This is a genomic window from Arcicella rosea (assembly GCF_014204325.1).
Lineage (GTDB): Bacteria > Bacteroidota > Bacteroidia > Cytophagales > Spirosomataceae > Arcicella > Arcicella rosea_A.
The window spans coordinates 89,038-112,364 of sequence record NZ_JACHKT010000008.1 but is presented as its reverse complement, the minus strand read 5'-3'; the positions used below and the strand labels follow the sequence as shown (position 1 = coordinate 112,364).

The window sequence follows — 23,327 nt, the reverse complement described above, 5'->3', positions numbered from 1 at the left end:
AGATGAAACGAATACTCTTTTACTTATTGCTCTTGCTTGTAGGCTTTCAAAAGGTGCAAGCTCAACAATTAAAAGTAACAGTTCAACTGATACTTTCACCTCCTTTTAGTCCGAGAGTGATTGACTTTGTGGATAATCCTAACAAACAAGCAGCCATTGTTTTAATCACAAACAATGGTGAACCTGTGAATACGCCTATCAAAATTGTTGGGCAAATCACCAATCGTTCTACAGGAGGACGGATTTTTACGTCTGCCAATTATAAACCTAATGTTCCTCTTTTATTAAATCCAGTTGGGCAGCCTTTACAAGTAAATTTTGGACAAGAAAATAGTGGTTTTATTGATGCAAACAATACGCAAGTAGTAGGTTTTGATAAAGCTACCAAAGACCAAATTGTACTTTCTGGGATTTTTCCGCAAGGATATTATGACTTTTGTGTGTATGCAGTGCCTTATGATGCCAATGTAGAAAGTTTTCAAAATCTTTCAGGTCAATGCCAAAGTATTCCTTTGACTTTTGTAGAACCACCACGTCTTACTTTACCTTCTTGTGACTACAAAATGATAAAACGTGAGAACGTTCAGCAACAACAAGTATTTACTTGGTCGCCACCAGTAGGGAATATTTCTGGTGCTCAAATTCGATATGATTTTTATTTATTGAAAGTACCTGAAGGGCAAAATCCGAACGATGCGATGGACAATGCCATTAAATTTAATGTCGGAAATCCCTTCATCGAAAAAGATATTGTAAGTACTTCATTGAATTATACTCAAGCCGAACCAGAATTGACAGTGGGTAAATACGTGTGGCGAGTAGTAGCAAAAGACCAAAGTGGCGAGGCTGTTTTTCAAAACGATGGGCAAAGTCAAATTTGTACTTTTGATGTAGAAGTACCACCAGCGATTCCTGCACCGCCACCACCGCCACGACAAGCACAAGTAGCTTTGGTTGGAGCAAGTTCTTGTAAAGACACCCAATTGCCAGCCGATAAAACTGCAGTTTATCCGCAAGAAGAATTGGTCGGCAAAACCTTGAAACTGGGCAAATTTGAATTAAAAGTTGATGAAATCAGTAAAAATGGAGATGGCTATGATGGCAACGGACGAGTATTTTGGAATTCAGTTCCGATAAAAGTCGTATTCACGAAAATCAATTTTAACGCAGCTTACGAGATTTTCAGTGGCGATGCCCAAGCCGATAATACCAAATATAATTTCCCCGACCCCAAAGAAATTACCAAGATGAGTACTTGGAAACAATTGGCAAAAGGCGGGCAAGGCTTTGATATTGGTAGTTATGTGGATGCCATTGAGGAAAATTCTCTCCAGAAAGTAAGTGCTTTATTGGCGGTAAAATTGCCTGTTGGCGTGCCAACAAAAGCAGGTTTTATCGGTATCAATTATATGCGTTTTAGTCCGCATGGGGCGGATATGGGTGCATTGTTCAACCTAAAAATGCCAGAAGCGAACCAATTCCTTTCGATGGCAGCGGTGGACGTTTGTATGGTTCCCAACAAAGCTTTTGCAGGCGATGCCAATTTGATTTTGGTAGATGATTTTAAAATCCCTGAATTACCTTTCAATTTTATTCAAGGAAAATATCCAAATCCTGATGATTCGGGTACTTATGCACGTATTGCAGGCGATAGTTTACAGCACGTTCATGCCGTGATGGATTTGAATTTTGGCGATTCATTCTTGAAATTGGATGACGGCACAGGCAAAGTAATCGCTGGCGACGTAAAAGCAAGAATGGTCACAGATTTCTTGACTTGGAACGATTGGGTCGGTACGGTAAATATGCCAACTTTTACGGTAGATGGACTAAAAGATTTTACCATTAATGGCATAAATGCTTTTTATGACCATTCAGATAAAAGAAATCCAGTTGATTTTCATGTGCCAGACGAGTACAAAGGCGACCGAGGAATGACTTTCCGTGGGCTTTACATGAAAAAAACAGAGGTAAAATTACCTACCAAACTTAAAGGCACAAACGAACAACGTTTGGGTTTTATCACGAGCGATTTTATCATTGACGATAGCAACGAAATCACGGCAGTGATTGAACCTACCAATAAACCTGTGGTTGATTATTCAACAGGAAAGATTGGCGATTGGGGCTTTTCAATTGATGATTTTAAAATCAAAATCGTGCAAAATCGCTTTGAGTTGGGCATGATGAAAGGCAAACTTCAATTTCCGATTAGTAACGATTACTTGTCGTATTCCTGCAACCTCCGCAGTAATTTAGATACGATGCAGTTTGTGATTGATGCTAAAGAAAACTACGATGTACCAATCATGCTGGCAAAAATGAAATTGGATAAAAACTCTAATTTCTTGCTTGAATTTAACGGAGACAATAAAAAAATAGATTTAGATTTAAGCGGTTCTGCCAGTATTGGTTTATCACAAAAAAGCCTAATCGCCATTCCTTTGGTGAAATTTGAACATTTTAGAGTATCAAATACCAAAATAAAACCAACCATGCAGGGTGAAAAAGAACTGTATTTGGACGAAGGACAATGGACACTTTTGGGCGGTTTATGGGATAATAAAAAAGACGAAAAAGATAAAAGCAAACAAAGTGGCGGGCCGTCTTTCAATGATGAATTTCTCCCAACTTACACGCCTGTCGAAGATGAAAACAAAGCCAATTTAGTAGGCTTCCCGATTGAATTAACACCACCAAAATTTGTTTACCGAGGTCTGGATGCTATTGGTTTTGGTTTTGGAGTAAAAGTAAACGTCGGCGGAGATGATAATACCATCGTCGGTGCAGAAACCAAAGTAGAAATTTTGGGAAAACTCAGCTACGTAAATGGAAAAATGTCGCCCGCTTTTTCTAAAGTCAATCTCGAAAAAATCATGATAAAAGGGGCAGTTGGCCCCGCAACCGTTGAGGGAGAACTTCGCCTTTTTGATGAAGATGCCGTTTATGGAACAGGTTTTATCGGTTCAGCCAAAGTAAAAATCCCGAAAGTAGCTACTGTAAAAGCGACTTTACAATTTGGCAATAAAGGCTTTTATTATGGATACGTAGATGCCAGCGTGTTGCTCACGCCAAGTATTGCGGTTGTGCCGCCTTTGATGTGTTCAGGTTTTGGCGGTGGCATTTATTTCAATATGAAAATGAATACGCCTTTGTCCCAAACGATTAAAGATGTTGCTCCGAACACGCAAACTACTCGTGCAGGCACAAATAACACAGGCATCAATTATACGCCAATGCTGGGAAGTTATGGCATCAAAGCCAATGTGTATATGAGTTTGGCGGATAAAAAAATGATACTTGCCAATTTGGGCATTGAGGCAAGTATTGCCAATGGTGCATTCAGTAATTTCACGGCTTCGGGCAAAGCGAAAGTATTGAGCTTAGACGAAGACCCTAATCGTAACGGACAATGTTTGTTGATGGCACAAACTTCTGTAACCATCACGCCAAGTAGTTTTGATATGAATGCCGATGTAGAAGTAGAACCAATTCCCGGTTTTCCAAAAGTGGTTGTTCCGTTCAGAATGCACTTTGCTGATACTTGGCACGTAAAAATTGGCGACCCAGCCGAAGGCAAACAAAAAGTAGAGTTTAAATTATTACAAGTGGGCAGTGAAGATGATGCTCTTTACGCCTATTTGGCAGCGAAAGCTTACTTCGCTTTCGGAAATGATATTGGCGGTATTCCAAATTTACCTTCTGAAGTACAAACCTTTTTATTGGCAAAAGAAAATGTAAATGATAACCGAAACGATGTAGTAGATGCCGCCAAAACCAAAGGCGAAATGCAATTTAATGAAGACGGCGAACCCATCGGAAATCCACTAACATTCCGATTGCTGGCAGGAGCAAGAGTGGATGGTCGTTTGAAAGTAGCTGTTGGTCCATTATCTGCCGATGCTACCTTGATTGCTGGTTTCGATGCGGCTTTATCAAAAGGTTTAAAATGTAATGGACAAGAAATTGTCGGGCTTTATGGCTGGTACGCCAATGCTCAAATTTATGCTTATGCCAACGGAAAAGTATCAGTAGCAGGCAAAGTGTTCGGCAAACGTTTCAATGTAAAATTGATGGATTTAACGGCTGGAGCTTTGCTTTGGGGTGGTTTGCCTGAGCCAACTTGGGGTGAAGGCAGACTAAGAGTAAAAGGTGAAGTATTGGCAGGTTTGGTAAAAGTAGATACTGATTTTGATTTTGATTTCGGACAAAAATGTAAACCAGTTTTCAATGGTGACCCATTGGCGGATATTAAAGTAATTTCAGAATTGAGTCCGAAAAAAGGAGAAAAAGAGGTGGATACCAATGGAGATTTGCAGGCTGTTTTCAATATGAGTATGGATACGGATTACAGCATCGCTTTACCAGACGGTCAGCCGAGAACTTATTATTTTACCGTTCAAGAATATTCATTGATGAACCAGAAAACGCATGAAAAATTTCAAGCAATTGGTGCGAAACAATGGGTGAATAATAACGAGCAATTGATTCTGCCTTTGAACGGACACTTGAAGTCTGAAACTAATTATGCTTTCAAAGTACAAGTACGTCTTTGGGAGCGTGTCAATGGCGGACTTGAAAATCCTTATATTGACGAAACGGGTGTACGTGAACAGCGTTTTGAAGAAGCTGAAAATATTTTTACTTCTGGCAAACAACCCGATTTTGTTCGTTGGGAAGATGTGGCTTATACTTGGCCAATGGACGGACAAAATTACTTTTTGAAAAACCAAACGACCAAAGCTGTTATTTCTGGAGATATTCCTGATGAATTATTAGAAGGCATCAATGCAAATAATTTCATTCTAAGAGATTACGATTTCAAAGCCTATTTCATTGCCGAAAATGGAAGTGATACTTTGAAAACTGCCATGCAATACCAAGCTCCATCGGCTGGTGGACAAGGCAAAATTTTAGCGGATATTCCAGCAGGTTTACAAAATTCAAAAGTCTATCGTTTGGAATTACATAAAATTAAAATCAAAAAATACGAGTTAGCCAATTTCACTAATACTATTCAAAGAACTTATCAAAATGCAGGTTCTGGCAACAATGCAGCTGCCTATCAAATTAGATTCAATGCCTTAAAACCACTTGATAAAAAAGCGTCACAAAACGATAAAGTAATGTTTTCGCTGGCTTTCAAAACCAGTCAATACAATACTTTTCAGGAGAAAATGGCGGCAACAACTTTCCAAAACGCTAAGTATGAAGACGAAATTACGCCACAGTCGAATGCTTATTTATTCATCAAAGCTGTACCAACGGATGGAACTGAAAATTTTGAAGATGAGGAAATGAAAGAGCATAAATTCTCAAGTCGAGGGGCTTTGCAACCGGCTTTATTAACGGTAAATACGCCAGCGTTCAGCCAAGGTGTTTCCGAATTTGACCGCTTTGCGAACAGTAATATTTACAGTATTCTTACTGAAATTCAATATGGTTATGTCGGACAAGTAAGTCCAAATTATAATGATTTACGAAATATCGCTTATCAACCCAGCAAAAGTGTGGTAATGGGAAGAGCCTTGCCCCTTTTAGGAAACATTGGCGTTCGTGACCCTTTTAATGGAAATATTTCAGACATCTTGAACGGTAATAATACGCTCACAAAAGATGAAAATGGTTTGGGTACTTCCATCGGAAGTGCCAGTAGCAAAATGATTTCTATGGATGCTTCTATCAGTAAAACGGTGGCTTCGCAAATGGTATTTTTATCTGGAATTTATGGTTTTGCCGTAAATGACGCTCCAACAAAACCGTATCAGTTTACCATAAAAAGTGATTTTATTGCTTACAATGACTTTATGGCGGTGCGAAGTTTTGGCGAAAAAGTACAAAGAGTAAGAAGCATGTATCAGCAATATTTTGGGAATAATTGGCAAAACCAAATGGGAAGAATGGGAAACACAGAAATTTCATTCGGCAGTAAAACCGTGAGTATTTCAGCCTCTTACGCTGGACTGCTGAATAACCCAGCTACTTTCGACCGCTTTGGCGATTATACTTCAGTAGATTATTATATTTTCAAAAAACGTAAAAATGGCTCAACTGTAAAAGTAAACTTAACTTACCAGCCATATCCCGGAGCAAATCAAGTAACGGTGACGAAGGATATTCAGTTGGGGGCTTCGCCGATTTCATTTGCACCTGTGGCTAATCAAGCAATCCCAGCCAATATTCCGAATGCAAGAGTAGCTGGCTATTTTTCAAATCCTGCTTGTTTTAATTGTGATAGATAAAAAGACAAAGGCTGTCCAAAAAGTTTTTATCGCCAAATATTATTCTATTCTGCCAAAGACCTCACCCCCGACCCCTCTCCTGCTGAGAGGGGAGCTTTGGGAGTAAAAAAAAACCCCTCTTTGCAGGAGAGGGGGTTGGGGGTGAGGTTATATTACTAATAAAATTTGGTAGATACTTCCTTTGGAGCTAGCCCCTTAGAAATTTGAAAATCAAAAAACTCAAAGCTAAAGACTGATAACTCAAAGCTAAAATATACATGAAAAAAATATCATTATTCCTCCTGTTTTTCAGCTTTATATCTGTGGAAAATGCTTTCTCTCAAAAAGCAAACGCTACACAAAAAGATACTTTAAGCAAGATTAAAAAGCCCAAAATCATGCTTTTGGCTCGTAATTATCGTGATTCAGTGGTTTTGCGTTGGTCGCCAAATATGCCAGCTTACTGGTTGGCTGGTACTGTGCGTGGCTATATCATCGAACGTACTGAGTACAGCAAAGAAAATCAACAGGGTACTCGACAAATTTTAACGCCAAAACCTTTAAAACCTTGGACTTTAGAACAAATGAAAAGTCGTTTGGCAGAAGATGAAAAAGGAATAAGTGTAGTCGGGGAAATGCTCTACGGTTATCCGAACGATAAAAATTTTAAGACTGATTTTTTCAATATCAAAAAAATCAGTCAAGAACAAAATGTTCGATTTGCCACAACTTTAACGGCTGCGGAATTTTCAAAAAAAGCCGCCGAAGCCGCTGGTTTGCGTTTTGTAGATAAAAACATCAAGAAAAAAGATGCACTTTATACCTATAAAATCTATTTGGCAGGAAGCGAAATACCAACAAAAACTAAAATTGTACTTGATACTGCACAAGTGGTTGTAGAAGCTGGACAAAGTTTCTTGACTTTCGCACCCTTTGTTGATAAACCTGAAAATGGCGACAGAAAAACCACTTTGATTTGGGACAGATTAGGGCCAGAAGGTGATTTTTCGGCATTTTACATTGAAAAAAGTGAAGACGGCAAAAACTTCAAAAGAGTAAACCAAACACCTTTTGTGATGGGCAAACCCGACCCACAAGAATTAGCAAAAGATACTTTATTGAAAGCACAATTTGCCAAATGGGAAAACAAAGCTTTTTATATCGATAGTCTCGCTAAAAATTATCATAAATATTACTACCGCATTCGTGGCATTGATAGCTTTGGCGAAGAAAGTAAGCCTTCTGAAACCATTGTCGCAATGGGAAAAGATTTAACGCCACCAAAATCACCTGATGATTTCAGAGCCAAAAATGTCAATAATACTGCGATTATGCTCACTTGGAAAAAAACAGTAAAGGAAGCTGATTTTAAAGGTTATGTGATTGGACGTGGGCCAACAGTGAATGGGCCTTTTCAGCCGATTACGCAAAATATCATTCCGCCTAATACTTTAAGTTTTACCGATACCGAGCCACAAGCTTATATTGGTGATTATTATATCATCGCTTCGGTTGATACTGCTGGTAATTTAGCTTATACTTTGCCAATTGCTGGCGGTATTGAAGACCGCTTGCCTCCTTCTTTTCCAACAGATTTAGTTGGAAAGGCAGATTCTTTAGGAAGAGTAAAACTTAGTTGGAAAAGCCCGAAAAATCCTGATGTTGCACTTTTTAAAGTGTATCGTTCGTACACAGCCGAAAATAAGTATTATACCCAAATAACGCCTGTCGGTATTTCGAGTAATACTTTTTCCGATACTTTAGCCAATAAAATGCTCAACGAAAATGTGTATTATAAAGTAGTTGCTATTGATTTAAGTAATAATCATTCTGCATTTTCGGAATATTTAAACGTAAAATTACCCGATAAAAATCCACCTACCACGCCTGTAATTAAAGATGTTTTGGTGACAGAAAAAGGTGTGAGGTTATCTATTGTAGGAAGCGAAAGTGAAGATGTGGTCGCACATATCATTTACCGAAAAGAAGGCAATGCTGATTGGCAGACTATCAAAGAAATTGCAAAAAATCAGCTTTCGAGTGCATTACTTTATGAAGACGAATCAGTGGTTTCTAATAAATCTTATCAATACGCCGTAGTTGCCAAAGATGACGACGGCTTACTTTCACCAAAATCTTTCCCGATTCCAGTGAAGTATTTTAGAAAAACAGAATATGCTACTGTTTCAAAAATCAATGCACAAATTGATGCACAAAAAAAGCAAGTAAATCTATCTTGGTCGCCAGTGCTTAGTCAAACAGTAAGTCATTATTTAATTTACAGAGCCGTTGATGGCGGAGGTTTAGAAATGATTGCTTCAAGCAAAGAAAGTAATTATACCGACAAAGATTTTAAGGCTAATACTTCTTATCAATACGCCATAAAAGTGGCTTATCTTGATGGGAAATTTTCAGGAATAGGAGAAATCAACCCAACAACGAAATAGTTTTTTGCCTAATATTTAACTTTTCTTTTACTAAATTTAATTTAATCAACAATTTTAATCAATTGATTAAAATTGTTGATTAAATATTTGTTTTTAGTTTTTTGTTCTATACCTTTGTCATACAAATCAATTGAGTTATGAAGTGCCTAACAAAATCAGCAGAAGATAAAATCAAAGAAGCTGCCATAAAAGTTTTTTTAGAGAAGGGCTTCGATGGCACAACCACTCGTGATATCGCCAAAGAAGCTGGAGTAAATAGTGCTTTGATGAACTATTATTTTAGAAGTAAGGAGAAATTGTTTTTAGCTATTTTTGATGAAATGTTTCAATTGTTTTTTCAAGGGGTTTTAGAGATTTTCAATAAGCCTGATAGTTTGGAAGATAAAATTATAGGAATGATTGATTATGATTTTGAGTCTTGTAAGGTAAACCCAGATTTAACCAATTTTATCATCAATGAATTACACCGCAATCCAGAACGTTCTATAATTAATTACCCAATAAAACAACTATGCGATCATTCTTTATTTGCACAACAATTAAAAGTGTCGATTGATGAAGGAAGAATAGCTAATGTAGACATCCGCCATCTTTTATTAGTTATGAAATCAAATATTCAGTTTCTTTTCCAAACAAAAATAATGACAATGAAGATTTGGAATATGACTGAAAACGAATTCAATGTCTATGCTGATCGACATAAAATAATTGTGAAAGACATGATTCTTAACTATTTATTTAGCTCTCAAAAATAGGGCTTTTTTTTAGCTCTATTTTTAATCAATTGATTAAATCAATTCAATAAATCAAAAAGATAAACTAAACGATTAAATCATGATACATACAAAATGGTCTTTTATTTTGGTAATGATGCTGTTGGCATCAGGAACGAAAGCTCAAGATCTTACTCTCGACCAATTAGTTGACCAGTCATTAAAAAATAACCAACAAGTTCAGTTGTCAAGACTGAATGAAAAACAAACAGATGCTCAAATAAGTGAAGTAAAAGCCCGAGCCAGACCACAAGTAAATTTAACGGGCGATTATAAGCGTTATTTGAAAATTCCGGGTCAAGTAGTTCCTGCTTCAACTTTTGGTGGTGCTGAAGGTAGCTATCAGGTTTTAGCGTTGGGTTTGCCTTATAATTTATCTACTTCTGTTCAGGTTTCGCAAGCTCTTTACAGTCCTTCAATTAACATCGGTTTAAAAGCCGCCAAATTGAGTGTGGATTTAGCAAGTTTACAAACTTTAAAAACTCAGGAAGAAGTAGCCTTTAGCGTTTCTAATACATATTATAATTTACAGACCGTTGCCCAACAAATGGCATTTCTGAGAAGTAATATTGCTTCGTTGGACAGACTGATTCAAGTAACGGATTTATTGTATAAGAATAAATTATCTCAAGGAATTGATGTTGACCGTCTGAGAATCAATCGCACACAAGCACAAACGCAATTAGAATCACTCCAAGGTTCATATCAAGAATTAATCAATGCTCTAAAATTCCTTACTGGAACTCCGCAAACAGCACCATTAAGTGTAAAAATCGACATTGACCAAAATGCTTCAGTTCCTACATTAATTGCCAATGATGCCATAAACAGAACAGACATTTTGATTTTAGAACGTCAGAAAGCATTAAACGAACAAAGTACCTTGAATACCAAAGCCAGTTTTTTGCCAACACTTTCGGCTTATGGTGTAGCTAATTCTACTGTTTTTGGAAAAGATGGTGAAAATAGTGTGTTGAAAAACGTTCCGGGCTATTGGCTTGGTTTGCAATTAAACTGGAATATTTATGATGGTTCTGCCAGAAAGTCTAAACTGGTTCAGCAGAAAATTGAAAGTCAGAAATTGTCTATTCAATCAGACCAAACCAAAGAAAATATTTCGATGGATATTGCCAATGCTCGCACAAAATTCTATGTAGAACAGCGGAATCTTACTACAAGTCGTGAACAAGTAGCTTTGGCAGAAAAAGTTTATACGCAAACACAATTGCAGTTCAAAGAAGGAACAACTGCTTTGACGGAAGTAATTCAAGCGGAAAATGCAGTACAAGATGCACAAAATAATTATCTGAATACTTTAATAAACCTCCGTGCGGCTGAATTGAATTGGAAAAAAGCCTCGGGAACTATTATTCCTAAACAATAAATTCATTTATAAAAATCAACATATCAAACGATGAAACGTCTTATTATCATATTCGCCCTACTTGCCACTCTTGGTTTGACGGCTTGGAAATTATCCACCAATAAAGAAAACGTTGAAAAGAAAGTTTATCAACCAGATGTAAATCTAAAAGTTGGTGTAACTACTTCAGAAGCAGCATTGAGAAATTTATCTCAAGAAAATGAATTTTTAGGTTCATTTACACCCAATCGTGAAATTGAAATTAAACCTTTAGCAGGTGGCGAAGTAATTCAGTTGCCAATTAATGAAGGACAAGGCGTAAGAGCTGGACAATTGATTGCTAAATTGGATGACGAACAAATTCGTTTTCAGATAGAAGCACTTCAAGTAACGTTAGAAGGCTATCAAAACGATTTACAACGTTACGAAGTATTGGTGAAAGGCGATGCTGTACCAGCAGTGAATTTGGAAAGAACGCAATTGAGTATCAGAGGAACGCAAGCCCAAATCAAGCAATTGAAAAAACAATTGGCGAACACTACGATTACTGCACCATTCGCTGGTATCGTTACTTCAAAATTGATTGAAAAAGGTTCAGTAGTTGCTATGGGAATGCCGATTGCTACCATCACCGATATTTCTGCCTTGAAATTGGTCGTAAATATTCCTGAAAAATCTATTAATCAATTCAAAGTTGGACAAACGATACCGATTGAAACACAAGTATATCCAAACGTATATTTTAATGGTAAAGTAAATATGGTGGGTGTAACTGGCGATGCGTCTCATAATTATCCAGTTGAAATACTTGTTCAAAACAGAAGTACAAATCCCCTAAAAGCTGGAATGTACGGTTCAATTGTGAATGATAATCAATTAAAAGCACAGTCATTATCAGTACCTCGTCAAGCGATTGTAGGTTCTACCAAAAAAGCACAAGTATATGTTGTTGAAAATGGTAAAGCTATTTTGAAAGATGTAACAATTGGTGTGGCAAATAATGAATATTATGAAATTACTCAAGGCATTAAAGCAGGCGACCAAGTAGTGGTAAGTGGACAAATCAACTTACAAAATGGTACAGCAGTAGTGGCACAATAAATCTAAAATAAGATTATGAAATTTGTAGAAACCATCATAAAACGCCCTTCTGTTATCATTGTGCTATTTGCCGTGTTAGTATTAGGAGGGATTGTATCGTATAATAAGTTGAGTTATGTGTTATTGCCTGAATTTTCAGTTGGAACACTTACCATTACAACAATTTATCCGGGAGCCGCACCCACAGAAGTGGAGTCGGAAGTGAGTAAAAAGATTGAAGATGCTATTTCAGGGCTTGATAATATTGATATTGTTACTTCTAAATCTTTAGAAAGTGCCTCAATTGTAATTGTTCAATTCAAAGCTGGGACTGATATGGATAAGGCTTTGGAGGATGCACAAAGGGATGTCAATAATGTAATTAGTGATTTGCCTGAAGATGCCAAAACGCCGTCACTTTCAAAAATTTCACCAAGCGACCAGCCAATTATGCAATTATTGGCTACCTCAAGTTTACCGAATTCGGTTTTTTATCAACAAGTAGAAGATAAATATTTGCCCATTCTTCAACAGATTGAAGGCGTAGCCGAAATCACGATGGTAGGTGGAGAGAAACGTGAAATTCGTGTAAATGTGGATGATGATAAATTGAATTATTACGGTTTATCGTTGCTACAAGTAACGCAAGCAATCGGTCAGGCAAACTTAGATTTTCCAACAGGAAAAGTAAAAAGTAAAGCAGAAAACATGACTTTACGTTTGGCGGGCAAATTCACTTCTTTGGATGAAATTCGTAATTTGGTTATCATTACTCCACCAAACGGAAGTCCAATACGTGTTGGAGACGTTGCCAATATTACAGATGGCTTAGGTGAAACAGAAAGTATTAGCCGTTATAACGGAACAAATGGAATTGGTTTGTTTATCAAAAAGCAGTCTGATGCCAACGCTGTGGAAATCAGTCGTTTAGTGCAAGAAAAATTAGCTGTTATTGAAAAAGCAAATGCTAAAGATAAAGTAAAATTTGCCATCGCTTACGACAGCAGTATTTTTACTTTAGCCTCAGTAGAAGCCGTAACACACGATTTGTTCTTAGCCATTATTTTGGTAGGAGTAGTAATGCTTTTGTTCTTGCATAGTTTCAGAAATGCTTTCATTGTAATGGTTTCTGTGCCTGCATCTTTGATTTCAGCCTTTTTGTTCATGTTCCTAATGGGTTACTCGCTTAACTTGATGACACTATTGGCACTTTCATTAGTTATCGGAATCTTGGTGGATGACTCAATCGTGGTCTTGGAAAATATTCAAAGACACTTAGAAATGGGCAAAAATCGTTGGGAAGCTACTTTAGATGGGATGAGTGAAATTGGTTTTGCCGCCGTAGCAATTACGCTTGTAATTGTGGTAGTTTTTGTGCCGATTACTTTCGTAAATTCAGTGATTGCAGATTTACTTCGTCAGTTTTCATTAACAGTTGCCTTTGCAACAATGGTCAGTTTATTGGTAAGTTTTACGCTTACTCCTTGGTTGACCTCAAACTTAGCAAGACTGGAACATTTGGATGCTAAAAATCCATTTCAAGCTTTTTTATTGTGGTTTGAAGGCGGTCTAACAGCTTTGACAAAATGGTATCACGGAAGTTTAGAATGGGTACTTACGCACAAGATTGCCTTTACTGGTATTTTAGTGACACTTTTTGTAGCTACAGGTTGGGTAATGTCACTTGGAATAATCGGACAAGAATTCGTTGCTCAAGGTGATCAAGGGAAGTTTTTGTTGACTATGAAATTAGATAAAAGTGCCTCATTACAACAAAACAATTTGAAAGTAAGAGAAGTAGAGAATTTTTTACGTAAGAATCCAGCAGTAAAAACAATTTTCTCGAACGTAGGTGGTGCAAGTACTGGCTTAAATAGTACTGGTCAAGGTGAAACCAATAGAAGTGAGTTGACTGTAGAATTATTACCCGTTGAAGAAAGAGAAAATCACCTACCCACTGAAGATTTCATGATTGATTTACGTAAAGTATTAGGTCAGAAATTTGCTGGAGTAGAGTTTAATTCTTCTATCATAGGTATGGTAAATGCAGGTTCTGCTCCGATTGAGATATTTCTTGGTGGAGAAAATCTACAAGAATTATTGGTTTCTGCGAAAGATTTAAGTAATCGTTTAAGAATTACTCCAGGAGCAAACGATGTAAATGTTTCTGTAGATGATGGAAATCCAGAAGTACAAGTAAATGTGAATCGTGAAAAAATGGCAAAGCTTGGGCTTGATATTCAGACAGTTGGAGCTACTTTACAAAATGCTTTTGCCGGAAATGACGATTCACAATTCAAGGATGGTTCAGAAGATTATGATATTAGAGTAATGTTGGATGCTTTCGATAGAAAAAATCCTGAGGATGTGAAAAATATCAACTTTTACAGCCCACTCGCCAAACGACCAGTGCGTTTAGCGGAATTTGCCAATGTATCTTTAAGTACAGGGCCATCAGTTTTAGAAAGAAAAAATAGACGTTCGTCGGTTACTGTAACCGCAAATACTTTAGGCATTGGTTCAGGAACATTAATCGCCAGCATTAAAGCCGATTTAATCAAAAAACCACTTCCAGCAGGAGTAACTGTTACTTGGGGTGGAGATGCCAAAAATCAAGACGAAGGTTTTGGTTCATTAGGTTTGGCCATGTTAGCTGCTTTGATTTTGGTGTACTTTATCATGGTTTTGTTGTACGATAGTTTTATATATCCGTTGGTTGTATTGCTTTCTATTCCAGTTGCCATTATCGGAGCCTTACTTGCGTTGGCACTTTCAAGTTCAAATATCGGAATTTTTGCCATGTTGGGTATGCTGATGTTGATGGGTCTGGTTGTTAAAAATGCAATTCTAATTGTTGACTTCGCCAACCAACAAAAAGCAGAAGGCGTACCTTTCAGAAAAGCAATTTTATATGCTGGTGAGGAACGTCTCAGACCCATCTTAATGACTACCATTGCCATGGTAATTGGTATGATTCCCATTGCTACTGCAACAGGTGCTGGGGCAGAATGGAAGAACTCTTTAGCTTGGGTATTGATTGGGGGTTTAACAAGCTCAATGCTATTGACTGTCTATCTTGTGCCGATGGTATATTATTTAGTAGATAGGACAAAAGAGAGTTGGACAAAGTTTAGAATGAAGTCATCTAAAGAAATGCCCGATGTACAACTAGTAGAATAATCTATTTTTTAATTAAACCTTATTGTAGTTTATTCATCTAATGACGCTGGCATAGTTTTTTTGAATACAAACTTAATTAGACAGCTTTACATGAATGAGTTATAATAAGGTTTAATAAGTTTTTTTATTGATGTTCTGTCATGATATTTATTTCAATGGTGGGTAATACACATTTATTTTTACTTAAATATTAACATAAGTTATATTTTTGTGAATAAGTGTTTTATAAATTTGCATGTTCAGCCTTGAATTTTAAGCAGTTTGATAATTTTGTATTATTCCATTGTTAAGTAGTTTGCTCTCTAGTCTAAAAAAAACTTAATTCAAAGTTTGAAAACTTTGAACCTTTTAAAAGTTTCCATAGTTTATTCCAAATAATAGAAGTAATAATTTACCTAAATACTTTTTTTTAATAACACATAGTTAATGTTATAGTTCGGAGAGTTAAGATTATGCCAGTATGCTTTTTAAAAATTTCTTCGTAGCATTTTAAATTTTCAATTTTATGAAAGACATTATTGTACAACCCGCCACAGGCAAACTAGGAATTTTAATGCCGGGTATGGGAGCTGTTGCGACAACATTTGTTGCTGGAGTTCTTGCAAGCCGCAAGGGTATAGCTCAGCCAACAGGTTCGCTTACGCAAACAGCTAACATCCGTATCGGCAAACGCACAGAAAACAGAAATCCAAAGATTAAAGATTTTGTGCCATTAGCAAATTTGAATGATTTAGTATTTGGAGGATGGGATGTTTATTCAGATAGTATGTATGATGCTGCTGTGAATGCAGGAGTATTAGAAAGAGGATTAATCGAACAAGTGAAAGATGAACTTGAGTTGATTAAACCAATGAAAGCAGTTTTTGATAAACGTTATGTAAAAAACCTTGACGGTACTAATGTAAAAACGGGAGCAACTAAACAAGATTTAGTAGATGCTTTGATTGAAGACATTGATAATTTCAAAATTGCAAACGACTGCGAACGCCTAGTAATGGTTTGGTGTGGTTCAACAGAAATTTATCATGAAGCTAAAGAAGTACACGCATCTTTAGAAAACTTTGAAGCAGGTCTTTTAAATAACGATCCAGATATTGCACCTTCAATGATGTATGCTTATGCAGCCTTGAAATCAAATGTTCCTTTCGCAATGGGTGCACCAAACTTATGTTTGGACATTCCTGCTTTAGAAGAATTAGCAAAAATTACAGAAACGCCAATCGCTGGTAAAGACTTCAAAACTGGACAAACGTTGATGAAAACCATCGTTGCACCAGGTCTTAGAGCAAGAGCTTTAGGTGTAAGAGGTTGGTTCTCTACAAACATCTTAGGAAACAGAGATGGTTTAGTATTGGATGCTCCTGAAAACTTCAAAACCAAAGAAGTATCAAAAGGAAACGTATTAGACGGAATTTTAGATGCTAGAATCAATCCTGAACTTTATGGCGATATTCACCACAAAGTAAGAATTGAATATTATCCACCACTTGGTGATAACAAAGAAGGTTGGGATAATATCGACATCTTTGGCTGGTTGGGTTACCAAATGCAAATCAAAATCAACTTCTTATGTCGTGACTCTATCTTAGCAGCACCGATTGTACTTGATTTAGCATTGTTTATGGATCTTGCAAAAAGATCAAACTTATCTGGTATTCAAGAATGGTTATCATTCTACTGGAAAGCTCCACAAACATTACCAGAATTAGAACCAATCCACGATATTTTCAAGCAATTGGAAAAATTAGAAAATACACTTCGTTATTTAATGGGCGAAGAGTTAATCACCAATCTTGGTATGGATTACTACGAAGATGTTGATGCAGAAGTAGAACTCTAATTTCAGACTCCATCAAAGATGGCTCTTGCTTTTAACATCTCAAGAGCCATTTTTCTATCATGTTGAATTTTCATAAAATCTTTGCTTCCGCTCTCGGTTTAGGATTTATCCCAAAAGGTTCGGGAACTTTTGGAGCATTGTTGGCTTGTGCTTTGATTGCAGGTATTTTTGGATTGGTGAACGATGTCTTTTATTATCATTCAATCTTAATCCTGTTAACAATCGTATTTACGTTGGTAGGAAGGTGGTCGTCTGCTGTGATGGAAACCCATTGGGGCGAAGACTCCTCTAAAATCGTAATCGACGAAGTGGCTGGAATGTGTTTAAGTATTTGCTTCATTCCATTTTCATGGCAAAATCTACTCTTAGCATTTATCTTATTCCGATTCTTTGATATTTATAAACCATTCAATATCCGAAGTTTTGAAAAATATGGGAATGGATGGGGCGTAATGCTAGACGATGTAATGGCAGGAATTTGGGCAAATGGATGTTTACAAATCATCATCTTTTTCCTTTAAACCATGTCAGACTTCTTTAAACCTTTTATTCGTTTTGTTCCTGTTTCAGGGCTGGCAACCATTGTAGATTTTGGTGCATCTTATTTAGTGTTCAACTATCTAAGTTTTTCAACTGTATGGGCTACGGTATTAGGCAATTTTTTAGGTGGAATCGTAGGTTTTATTTTGTCGAGATTTTGGGTTTTTCAAGATTCAAAAACTGAGAAAAGCCGTTGGCAATTAATAAAATATATACTTGTTTCAGCGGGGAATTCACTGATGAATACCCTCGGTGTTTTAGGCCTTAGTAAAGTTATAACAGCAGATTATCTAATCACAAGAGCATTGGTAGGAACGTTCGTATTCGTAGTATATAGTTATGGATTGAACAGATGGTTCGTGTTTAATGCAAGAAATCATGAAAAAATATCTATTTAATAAAATAGCAAATCAGAACATTAGTAATACGTTACGAATGATTTGTTATTTATTGATCAGCGTCGTTGCGATGACGCCCATTTTTGGACAACAAACGAAAGTAAAAGGTAAAATCATTGACAGCAAAACCAATGAAGCAATTCCCTTTGTAAATATTATTGTATTGGGTTCAAAGCAAGGCATCCAGACAGATATTAATGGTAATTATACCATGGATATTCAAGATGGACAAGCTACTAAAATCCAATATTCTTCAATCGGCTATAAAACAGAAGTAAAAACATTCAAAAGAGATGTCAGCCAAACGATTTCTATCAAACTTATTCCTCAATCTCAAAACTTATCAGAAGTAACGGTAAAAGCCAAAAAAGATAAGTATCGTAATAAAGATAATCCCGCAGTAGTTTTAATCAGAAAGGTAATAGCCCATCGTGATGAAAACCGCAAAGAAGGAATGGCTTTTTATCAATACGAGAAATACGAGAAAATACAATTAAACCTAAACAACATTGATGAAGATTATAAGAAGAAGAAAGCCTTCAAAAACTTTCAATTTATCTTCGATAATCTTGATACTTCCAAAACAACAGGAAACGTTTCTTTACCACTTTATTTAAAAGAAACCGTTGCCGATGTGTATTTTAGAAAAAATCCACAAGAAGAGAAAGTATATATTAAAGGAGAAAAGAAAATTGGTTTAGACCAATACATCGATAATAATGGTATTGCCTCTTACATCAATCGTTTGTACGAAGACATCAATATTTATGATAGCAATATCAGCTTATTGACCAACCAGTTTATTAGCCCGATTTCTAATTTATCACCTACTTTTTATCGTTTCGTTATTTTGGATACCCTCCAGTTCCAAAACATGAAATGTGTGAATTTAGGTTTTTCACCAAGAAACCCTACCGACTTTGCTTTTGTTGGAAATATGTATATTTCTTTGGATTCTAATTTTTCGGTTAGAAAAGTAAAATTAGGAGTACCAAGAAGTATCAACTTGAACTTTGTAAATGAGCTTTTAGTAGAGCAAGAATTTGCACCAGTAGAAGATAATAAATTGATGCTCACTAAAGATGAGATTTCAATAGATTTTGGATTTAGCAAGAAAGAAAACAAACGAGGGATTCTAGGGAAACGGTCGGTTTCTTATCAAAACTATGTTTTAAACAAACCGATTGAGAACAGTATCTTCAAGCCCATTCAAAAGAATGTGTTGATGGATATGGCATTGAATAAAGGCGAAGACTTTTGGGCAAATGCAAGGCATCAAGGCTTGAACAATGTAGAACAAGGTATTTATAAAATGGCTGATAGTATTCAGCAAGTACCTGCTTTCAAAAGATTGATGACGGTAGCAGGTTTGGTATTGTTTGGTTATAAAGATTTTGGTGATTTTGAAATTGGTCCAGCCAACGCATTTTATAGTTTCAACCCCGTTGAAGGCTTCCGTTTGCGTTTTGGTGGTAGAACGATGGCAAAATTGAATCCAAAATTATACTTGGAAACCTATGCTGCTTATGGTTTTAAAGACGAACGTTGGAAAGGATATTTAGGAGTAACTTATAATTTAGGAAATAATTCAATTTATGAATTCCCCAATAATTATCTAAGAGCTTCATATCAAGAAGAAGTAAGAATTCCTGGACAAGAATTACAGTTTATCCAAGAAGATAACGTATTACTTTCTTTCAAAAGAGGCGTAAACGATAAAATGACTTACAATAAGATATTCCGTTTAGATTATCGTCATGAATCAAGAAGTGGTTTCAGTTATGAACTAGGTTATAAAAACTTAACGCAAGAAGCAGCAGGTTCTTTGAAGTTTGAAAGATACGATATCTCGAATGCTTCTCCTGATACTCCATTGTATAACGAGAAAGATTTAACAAGTTCGGAAGTATCTGTGAACTTAAAGTTTGCTCCGAACGAGCAATTCTATCAAGGGAAAAATTATAGAATACCGATTATCAACAAGTATCCGATTTTCCAATTACGTTATAGCTTAGGCATTGCCAATTTCTTGAATGGAGATTATAACTACCATAACCTTACATTCAGAGCCAATAAACGTTTCTTTGTTTCGCCCATTGGTTATACAGATATTACGGCAGAAGCAGGCAAGATTTTTGGAACAGTGCCTTATCCATTGTTGATGATTCATAGAGCCAACCAATCGTATTCTTATCAGTTAGAATCTTATAACTTGATGAACTTCTTGGAATTTGCTTCTGATAAATATGCAGCACTTTTTGTAGATCATTACTTTAATGGTTTTATTTTCAATAAATTACCCTTCATCAAAAAGCTAAAGCTCAGAGAAGTAATTACTTTCAAAGGGCTTTGGGGAGGAATAAGTGCCAATAATTTACCAGAGAATAATTTAAGTTTATATCGTTTCCCACAAGCGGCAGATGGTACTATCTTAACGAATTCGTTGGCGAATGGACCTTATATGGAAGCGAGTGTTGGCGTATCTAATATATTCAAAGTTTTTAGAATAGACTTAGTGAAACGTCTTTCGTATTTAGATAATCCAAATGTATCTGAATATGGTATTCGAGGTAGATTTAAGTTTGATTTTTAAGGCTAACAAAAATAATCTCATAAAGCTATGTACACATTAAAATCTGCGGGACAACAAGTAATTTATCAAATTATTAATCCCTTTATAAAACTCTTAATTGCGTTAAAAGTAACGCCAAACGTAATTACAACAGTTGGTTTGATACTGAATATTGCGGCGGCGGGTATTTTCGTTTACGCCGCAGAAGCATCTTTCCGAGGCGACTTTAGTTATATTGGTTGGGGCGGAGCGATGATTCTATTCGCTGGAGTATTCGATATGATTGACGGAAGGCTGGCTCGTGTAGGCAATATGTCGAGTAAATTTGGTGCTTTCTATGATTCAGTATTAGATAGATACAGCGAAATGTTTATGTTTCTAGGTATTTGTTATTATTTGATTTCTCATCATTACTTATTCAGTTCGTTTTTTGCATTTTTGGCATTGATTGGTTCTTCGATGGTGAGTTATACTCGTTCAAGAGCGGAAGGTTTGGGCGTGAAATGTGATATAGGTTGGATGCAACGTCCTGAAAGAATTGTCATCATCGGAGGTTCTGCATTGATATGTGGGATTTTAGCACCGATTATTGGCAATGACTTTAGAATAGAAGGTTTTTCACCACGAATTCCTTGGTTTGAAACCATTTCAATTTTTACTATCCCATTAACATTGGTAGCGATTTTATCAAATTACACAGCTTTGCAAAGAATAGAACATACCCAAAAGGCTTTGGAGAAAAATGAGAAATAAACGATTGATATATTATATTATACTTGGCTTAACATTCACTTTATCAACAAGCTTTTCACCAAGTAATTATCCAAAAGTTCCTGATTCGCCAGTAAGGTTGTTTTATATTCAAAGAAGTGCCAACACTAATACTATTGTGTATGATGCAAACTTATTGCCGAATGGGAATTTTGATAAAGAAAATCCTGTGAGCGTATATTGGTTGCGTTATCAAGAACAAGGGCAAAAAAAAGAACTTACTTGGATTCAGAGTTTCCTTGCCTATGGCATCAGCTCAAAAGAAACTAACCGAGAAAATGATTTTGAAGCTTGGTTAGTTTCTTATAAAAAGAAGAAATTGAGAATCGCTTTTGACAAAAACAGAAAGCCTTTTGCACAATTAGAAATTAACCACAAACAAGCAAAGCTAGACCATGTCTTTGTGAAAACCGAAGGCAGTAACCTTCGTCCTAAAGTACTTTATGTAGAAGTATTTGGGAAAGACTTGACTACTGGAGATGATATTTATGAAAAAATTAAGCCTTAATCGTTTTTGGGCAATAGAAGAGAATCAGCATTTTACAAGGTTTACCAAGCAGAATATTGTCCTAGCATTATCTACTTCAGTTATTTACTTTATTTGGTTTAGTCAGGTAGTGCCGTATCGTCCTGAACATTCAGCACTTTACTTTTTAATGCTTACTTTATTTTATGTTAGTGGGGTAACAAGAAGCTTTTTGAAAGCGATGTTACCTTTTATCATCTTCTGGATACTGTATGATTCCCTGAGAATTATTCCCAATTATGTGGTTAATCCCGTACATATTAAGCAACCTTATGAGATAGAGAAGTATTTGTTTGGGGTAAATGACAATGGTGTGAGACTTACGCTGAATGAATACTTTTCAAAATATCATACGCCCTTTTTAGATATACTTTCGGGACTATTTTATATCAATTGGATGCCAGTACCTTTTTTATTTGGCATTTATGCCTTTTGGAAGGACAAAGCTCTTATTTATAGTTTCACCTACTGTTTTCTTTTTGTCAATCTCATCGGATTCGTGGTTTATTATACTTATCCTGCTGCTCCGCCTTGGTATGTTGCTGAATATGGTTTCATAGAGCATTTTAACATCATGGGAAATGTAGGAAATCTAAAGCATTTTGATGCACTCGTGGGTACACCCATCTTCAAAGGAATTTATGAGAAGAATGCCAATGTTTTTGCTGCCATGCCATCATTGCATTCGGCTTATCCTGTGATTGTTTTATACTTTGCTGCCAAAAAAAGAGTAGGATATTTTATCGTTTTCTTCGTTATTTTTTGTGTAGGTATTTGGTGTTCGGCAGTATATTCAAACCATCATTATGTAATTGATGTATTAGCGGGGATGACTTGCGCTGTTCTTGGAATAGTGTTATTTAACCTTTTTGTTAGAAAACCCATGATTAAGTATATTTTACCACTGTAGTGATATTGCGGTGAAAACAAGAATAATAACCTCATCCCCCAGCCCCTTCTCCTGTAGAGAAGGGGATTAGTTTGGAAGAATTTTTATTGATTATCAAATACTTAACGGTTTTTTAATTAGGCATGGCTCCTTCTTTAGAGAAGGAGCTTTTTTTGCGTCAAAAGCTCCCCTCTCAACAGGAGAGGGGCAGGGGGCGGCCACCGCTGCGGTGAGGTTTTATGCTAAAGAAAATCCACCTCCACCTTCCAGCAATAAGGCTAACAAACAATAAATTGCTAAATTTTAAAAGTGAATAATTGTATTATTCTAATAAAATGAGCCAGTTATGAACGATATATATAATAATTCCGTTATGTTTGTGTTGTAGAACTAAAATTAAATCATTACAAACATGGAAACTGTAGGTTATTTCGCTGGTATTTTAACGACCATCGCCTTCGTGCCACAAGTAATACAGATTTATAAAACTAAATCTGCAAAAGACATCTCTTTAGCAATGTTTCTTTTGTTTACTTTGGGTGTTACTTTTTGGTTAGTATATGGAATTAGTACAAAAGCTGTCCCAGTGATTGCTGCCAATGCTACTACCTTAATGCTATCTTTATTAATTCTGTTTTTTAAATACAAATACAGAAAATCAATGTAAAAAACCTTTAAACGACCTTCTAAGAAAGGTGTTTAAAGGTTTTTTTATGTACATTTCTCC

The 23,327-nt window shown here is 36.2% G+C and carries 14 protein-coding genes; all 14 read left to right on the top strand.

Annotated elements, in window-relative coordinates:
- The first annotated feature begins 2 nt into the window (after positions 1 to 2).
- Positions 3 to 6,242 (top strand): hypothetical protein, encoded by a 6,240-nt coding sequence (locus tag HNP25_RS07465; RefSeq protein WP_184132719.1) that lies wholly within the window; start codon positions 3 to 5, stop codon positions 6,240 to 6,242.
- Between the two features lie 257 nt (positions 6,243 to 6,499).
- Positions 6,500 to 8,668, top strand: coding sequence for a fibronectin type III domain-containing protein (locus tag HNP25_RS07460; protein ID WP_184132716.1), 2,169 nt, complete (start codon positions 6,500 to 6,502; stop codon positions 8,666 to 8,668).
- A 137-nt stretch (positions 8,669 to 8,805) separates the two neighbouring features.
- Entirely contained in the window at positions 8,806 to 9,423 is a 618-nt protein-coding gene (locus tag HNP25_RS07455) for a TetR/AcrR family transcriptional regulator (RefSeq protein ID WP_184132713.1), read from the top strand.
- A 79-nt stretch (positions 9,424 to 9,502) separates the two neighbouring features.
- Positions 9,503 to 10,825, top strand: a complete 1,323-nt coding sequence (locus tag HNP25_RS07450; protein ID WP_184132710.1) for a TolC family protein — start codon at positions 9,503 to 9,505, stop codon at positions 10,823 to 10,825.
- A 30-nt stretch (positions 10,826 to 10,855) separates the two neighbouring features.
- The gene (locus HNP25_RS07445; RefSeq protein WP_184132707.1) at positions 10,856 to 11,905 is read left to right on the top strand and encodes an efflux RND transporter periplasmic adaptor subunit; all 1,050 of its coding nucleotides are present in this window, start codon (positions 10,856 to 10,858) and stop codon (positions 11,903 to 11,905) included.
- A gap of 15 nt (positions 11,906 to 11,920) precedes the next feature.
- Positions 11,921 to 15,064 carry an efflux RND transporter permease subunit gene (locus HNP25_RS07440; protein WP_184132704.1) on the top strand — a complete coding sequence of 1,048 codons (3,144 nt, stop codon included), beginning with the start codon at positions 11,921 to 11,923 and terminating at the stop codon, positions 15,062 to 15,064.
- A gap of 505 nt (positions 15,065 to 15,569) precedes the next feature.
- Complete coding sequence (locus HNP25_RS07435) at positions 15,570 to 16,904, top strand: inositol-3-phosphate synthase (RefSeq protein WP_184132701.1); 1,335 nt, start codon at positions 15,570 to 15,572, stop codon at positions 16,902 to 16,904.
- 59 nt (positions 16,905 to 16,963) lie between these two features.
- Positions 16,964 to 17,425, top strand: coding sequence for a phosphatidylglycerophosphatase A family protein (locus HNP25_RS07430; RefSeq protein ID WP_184132697.1), 462 nt, complete (start codon positions 16,964 to 16,966; stop codon positions 17,423 to 17,425).
- A gap of 3 nt (positions 17,426 to 17,428) precedes the next feature.
- The gene (locus HNP25_RS07425) at positions 17,429 to 17,842 is read left to right on the top strand and encodes a GtrA family protein (RefSeq protein ID WP_184132694.1); all 414 of its coding nucleotides are present in this window, start codon (positions 17,429 to 17,431) and stop codon (positions 17,840 to 17,842) included.
- Positions 17,823 to 20,435 (top strand): DUF5686 and carboxypeptidase-like regulatory domain-containing protein, encoded by a 2,613-nt coding sequence (locus tag HNP25_RS07420; RefSeq protein ID WP_184132691.1) that lies wholly within the window; start codon positions 17,823 to 17,825, stop codon positions 20,433 to 20,435. Before HNP25_RS07425 ends, HNP25_RS07420 begins: the two co-directional genes overlap by 20 nt.
- A 27-nt stretch (positions 20,436 to 20,462) precedes the next feature.
- Positions 20,463 to 21,167 carry a CDP-alcohol phosphatidyltransferase family protein gene (locus HNP25_RS07415; RefSeq protein WP_184132688.1) on the top strand — a complete coding sequence of 235 codons (705 nt, stop codon included), beginning with the start codon at positions 20,463 to 20,465 and terminating at the stop codon, positions 21,165 to 21,167.
- Positions 21,157 to 21,693, top strand: a complete 537-nt coding sequence (locus HNP25_RS07410) for a DUF4833 domain-containing protein (RefSeq protein ID WP_184132685.1) — start codon at positions 21,157 to 21,159, stop codon at positions 21,691 to 21,693. Before HNP25_RS07415 ends, HNP25_RS07410 begins: the two co-directional genes overlap by 11 nt.
- Positions 21,674 to 22,621 (top strand): phosphatase PAP2 family protein, encoded by a 948-nt coding sequence (locus HNP25_RS07405; RefSeq protein WP_184132683.1) that lies wholly within the window; start codon positions 21,674 to 21,676, stop codon positions 22,619 to 22,621. The genes HNP25_RS07410 and HNP25_RS07405 overlap by 20 nt, the downstream gene beginning before the upstream one ends.
- 391 nt (positions 22,622 to 23,012) lie before the next feature.
- Positions 23,013 to 23,267 carry a SemiSWEET transporter gene (locus HNP25_RS07400; RefSeq protein WP_184132681.1) on the top strand — a complete coding sequence of 85 codons (255 nt, stop codon included), beginning with the start codon at positions 23,013 to 23,015 and terminating at the stop codon, positions 23,265 to 23,267.
- Positions 23,268 to 23,327: the final 60 nt, after the last annotated feature.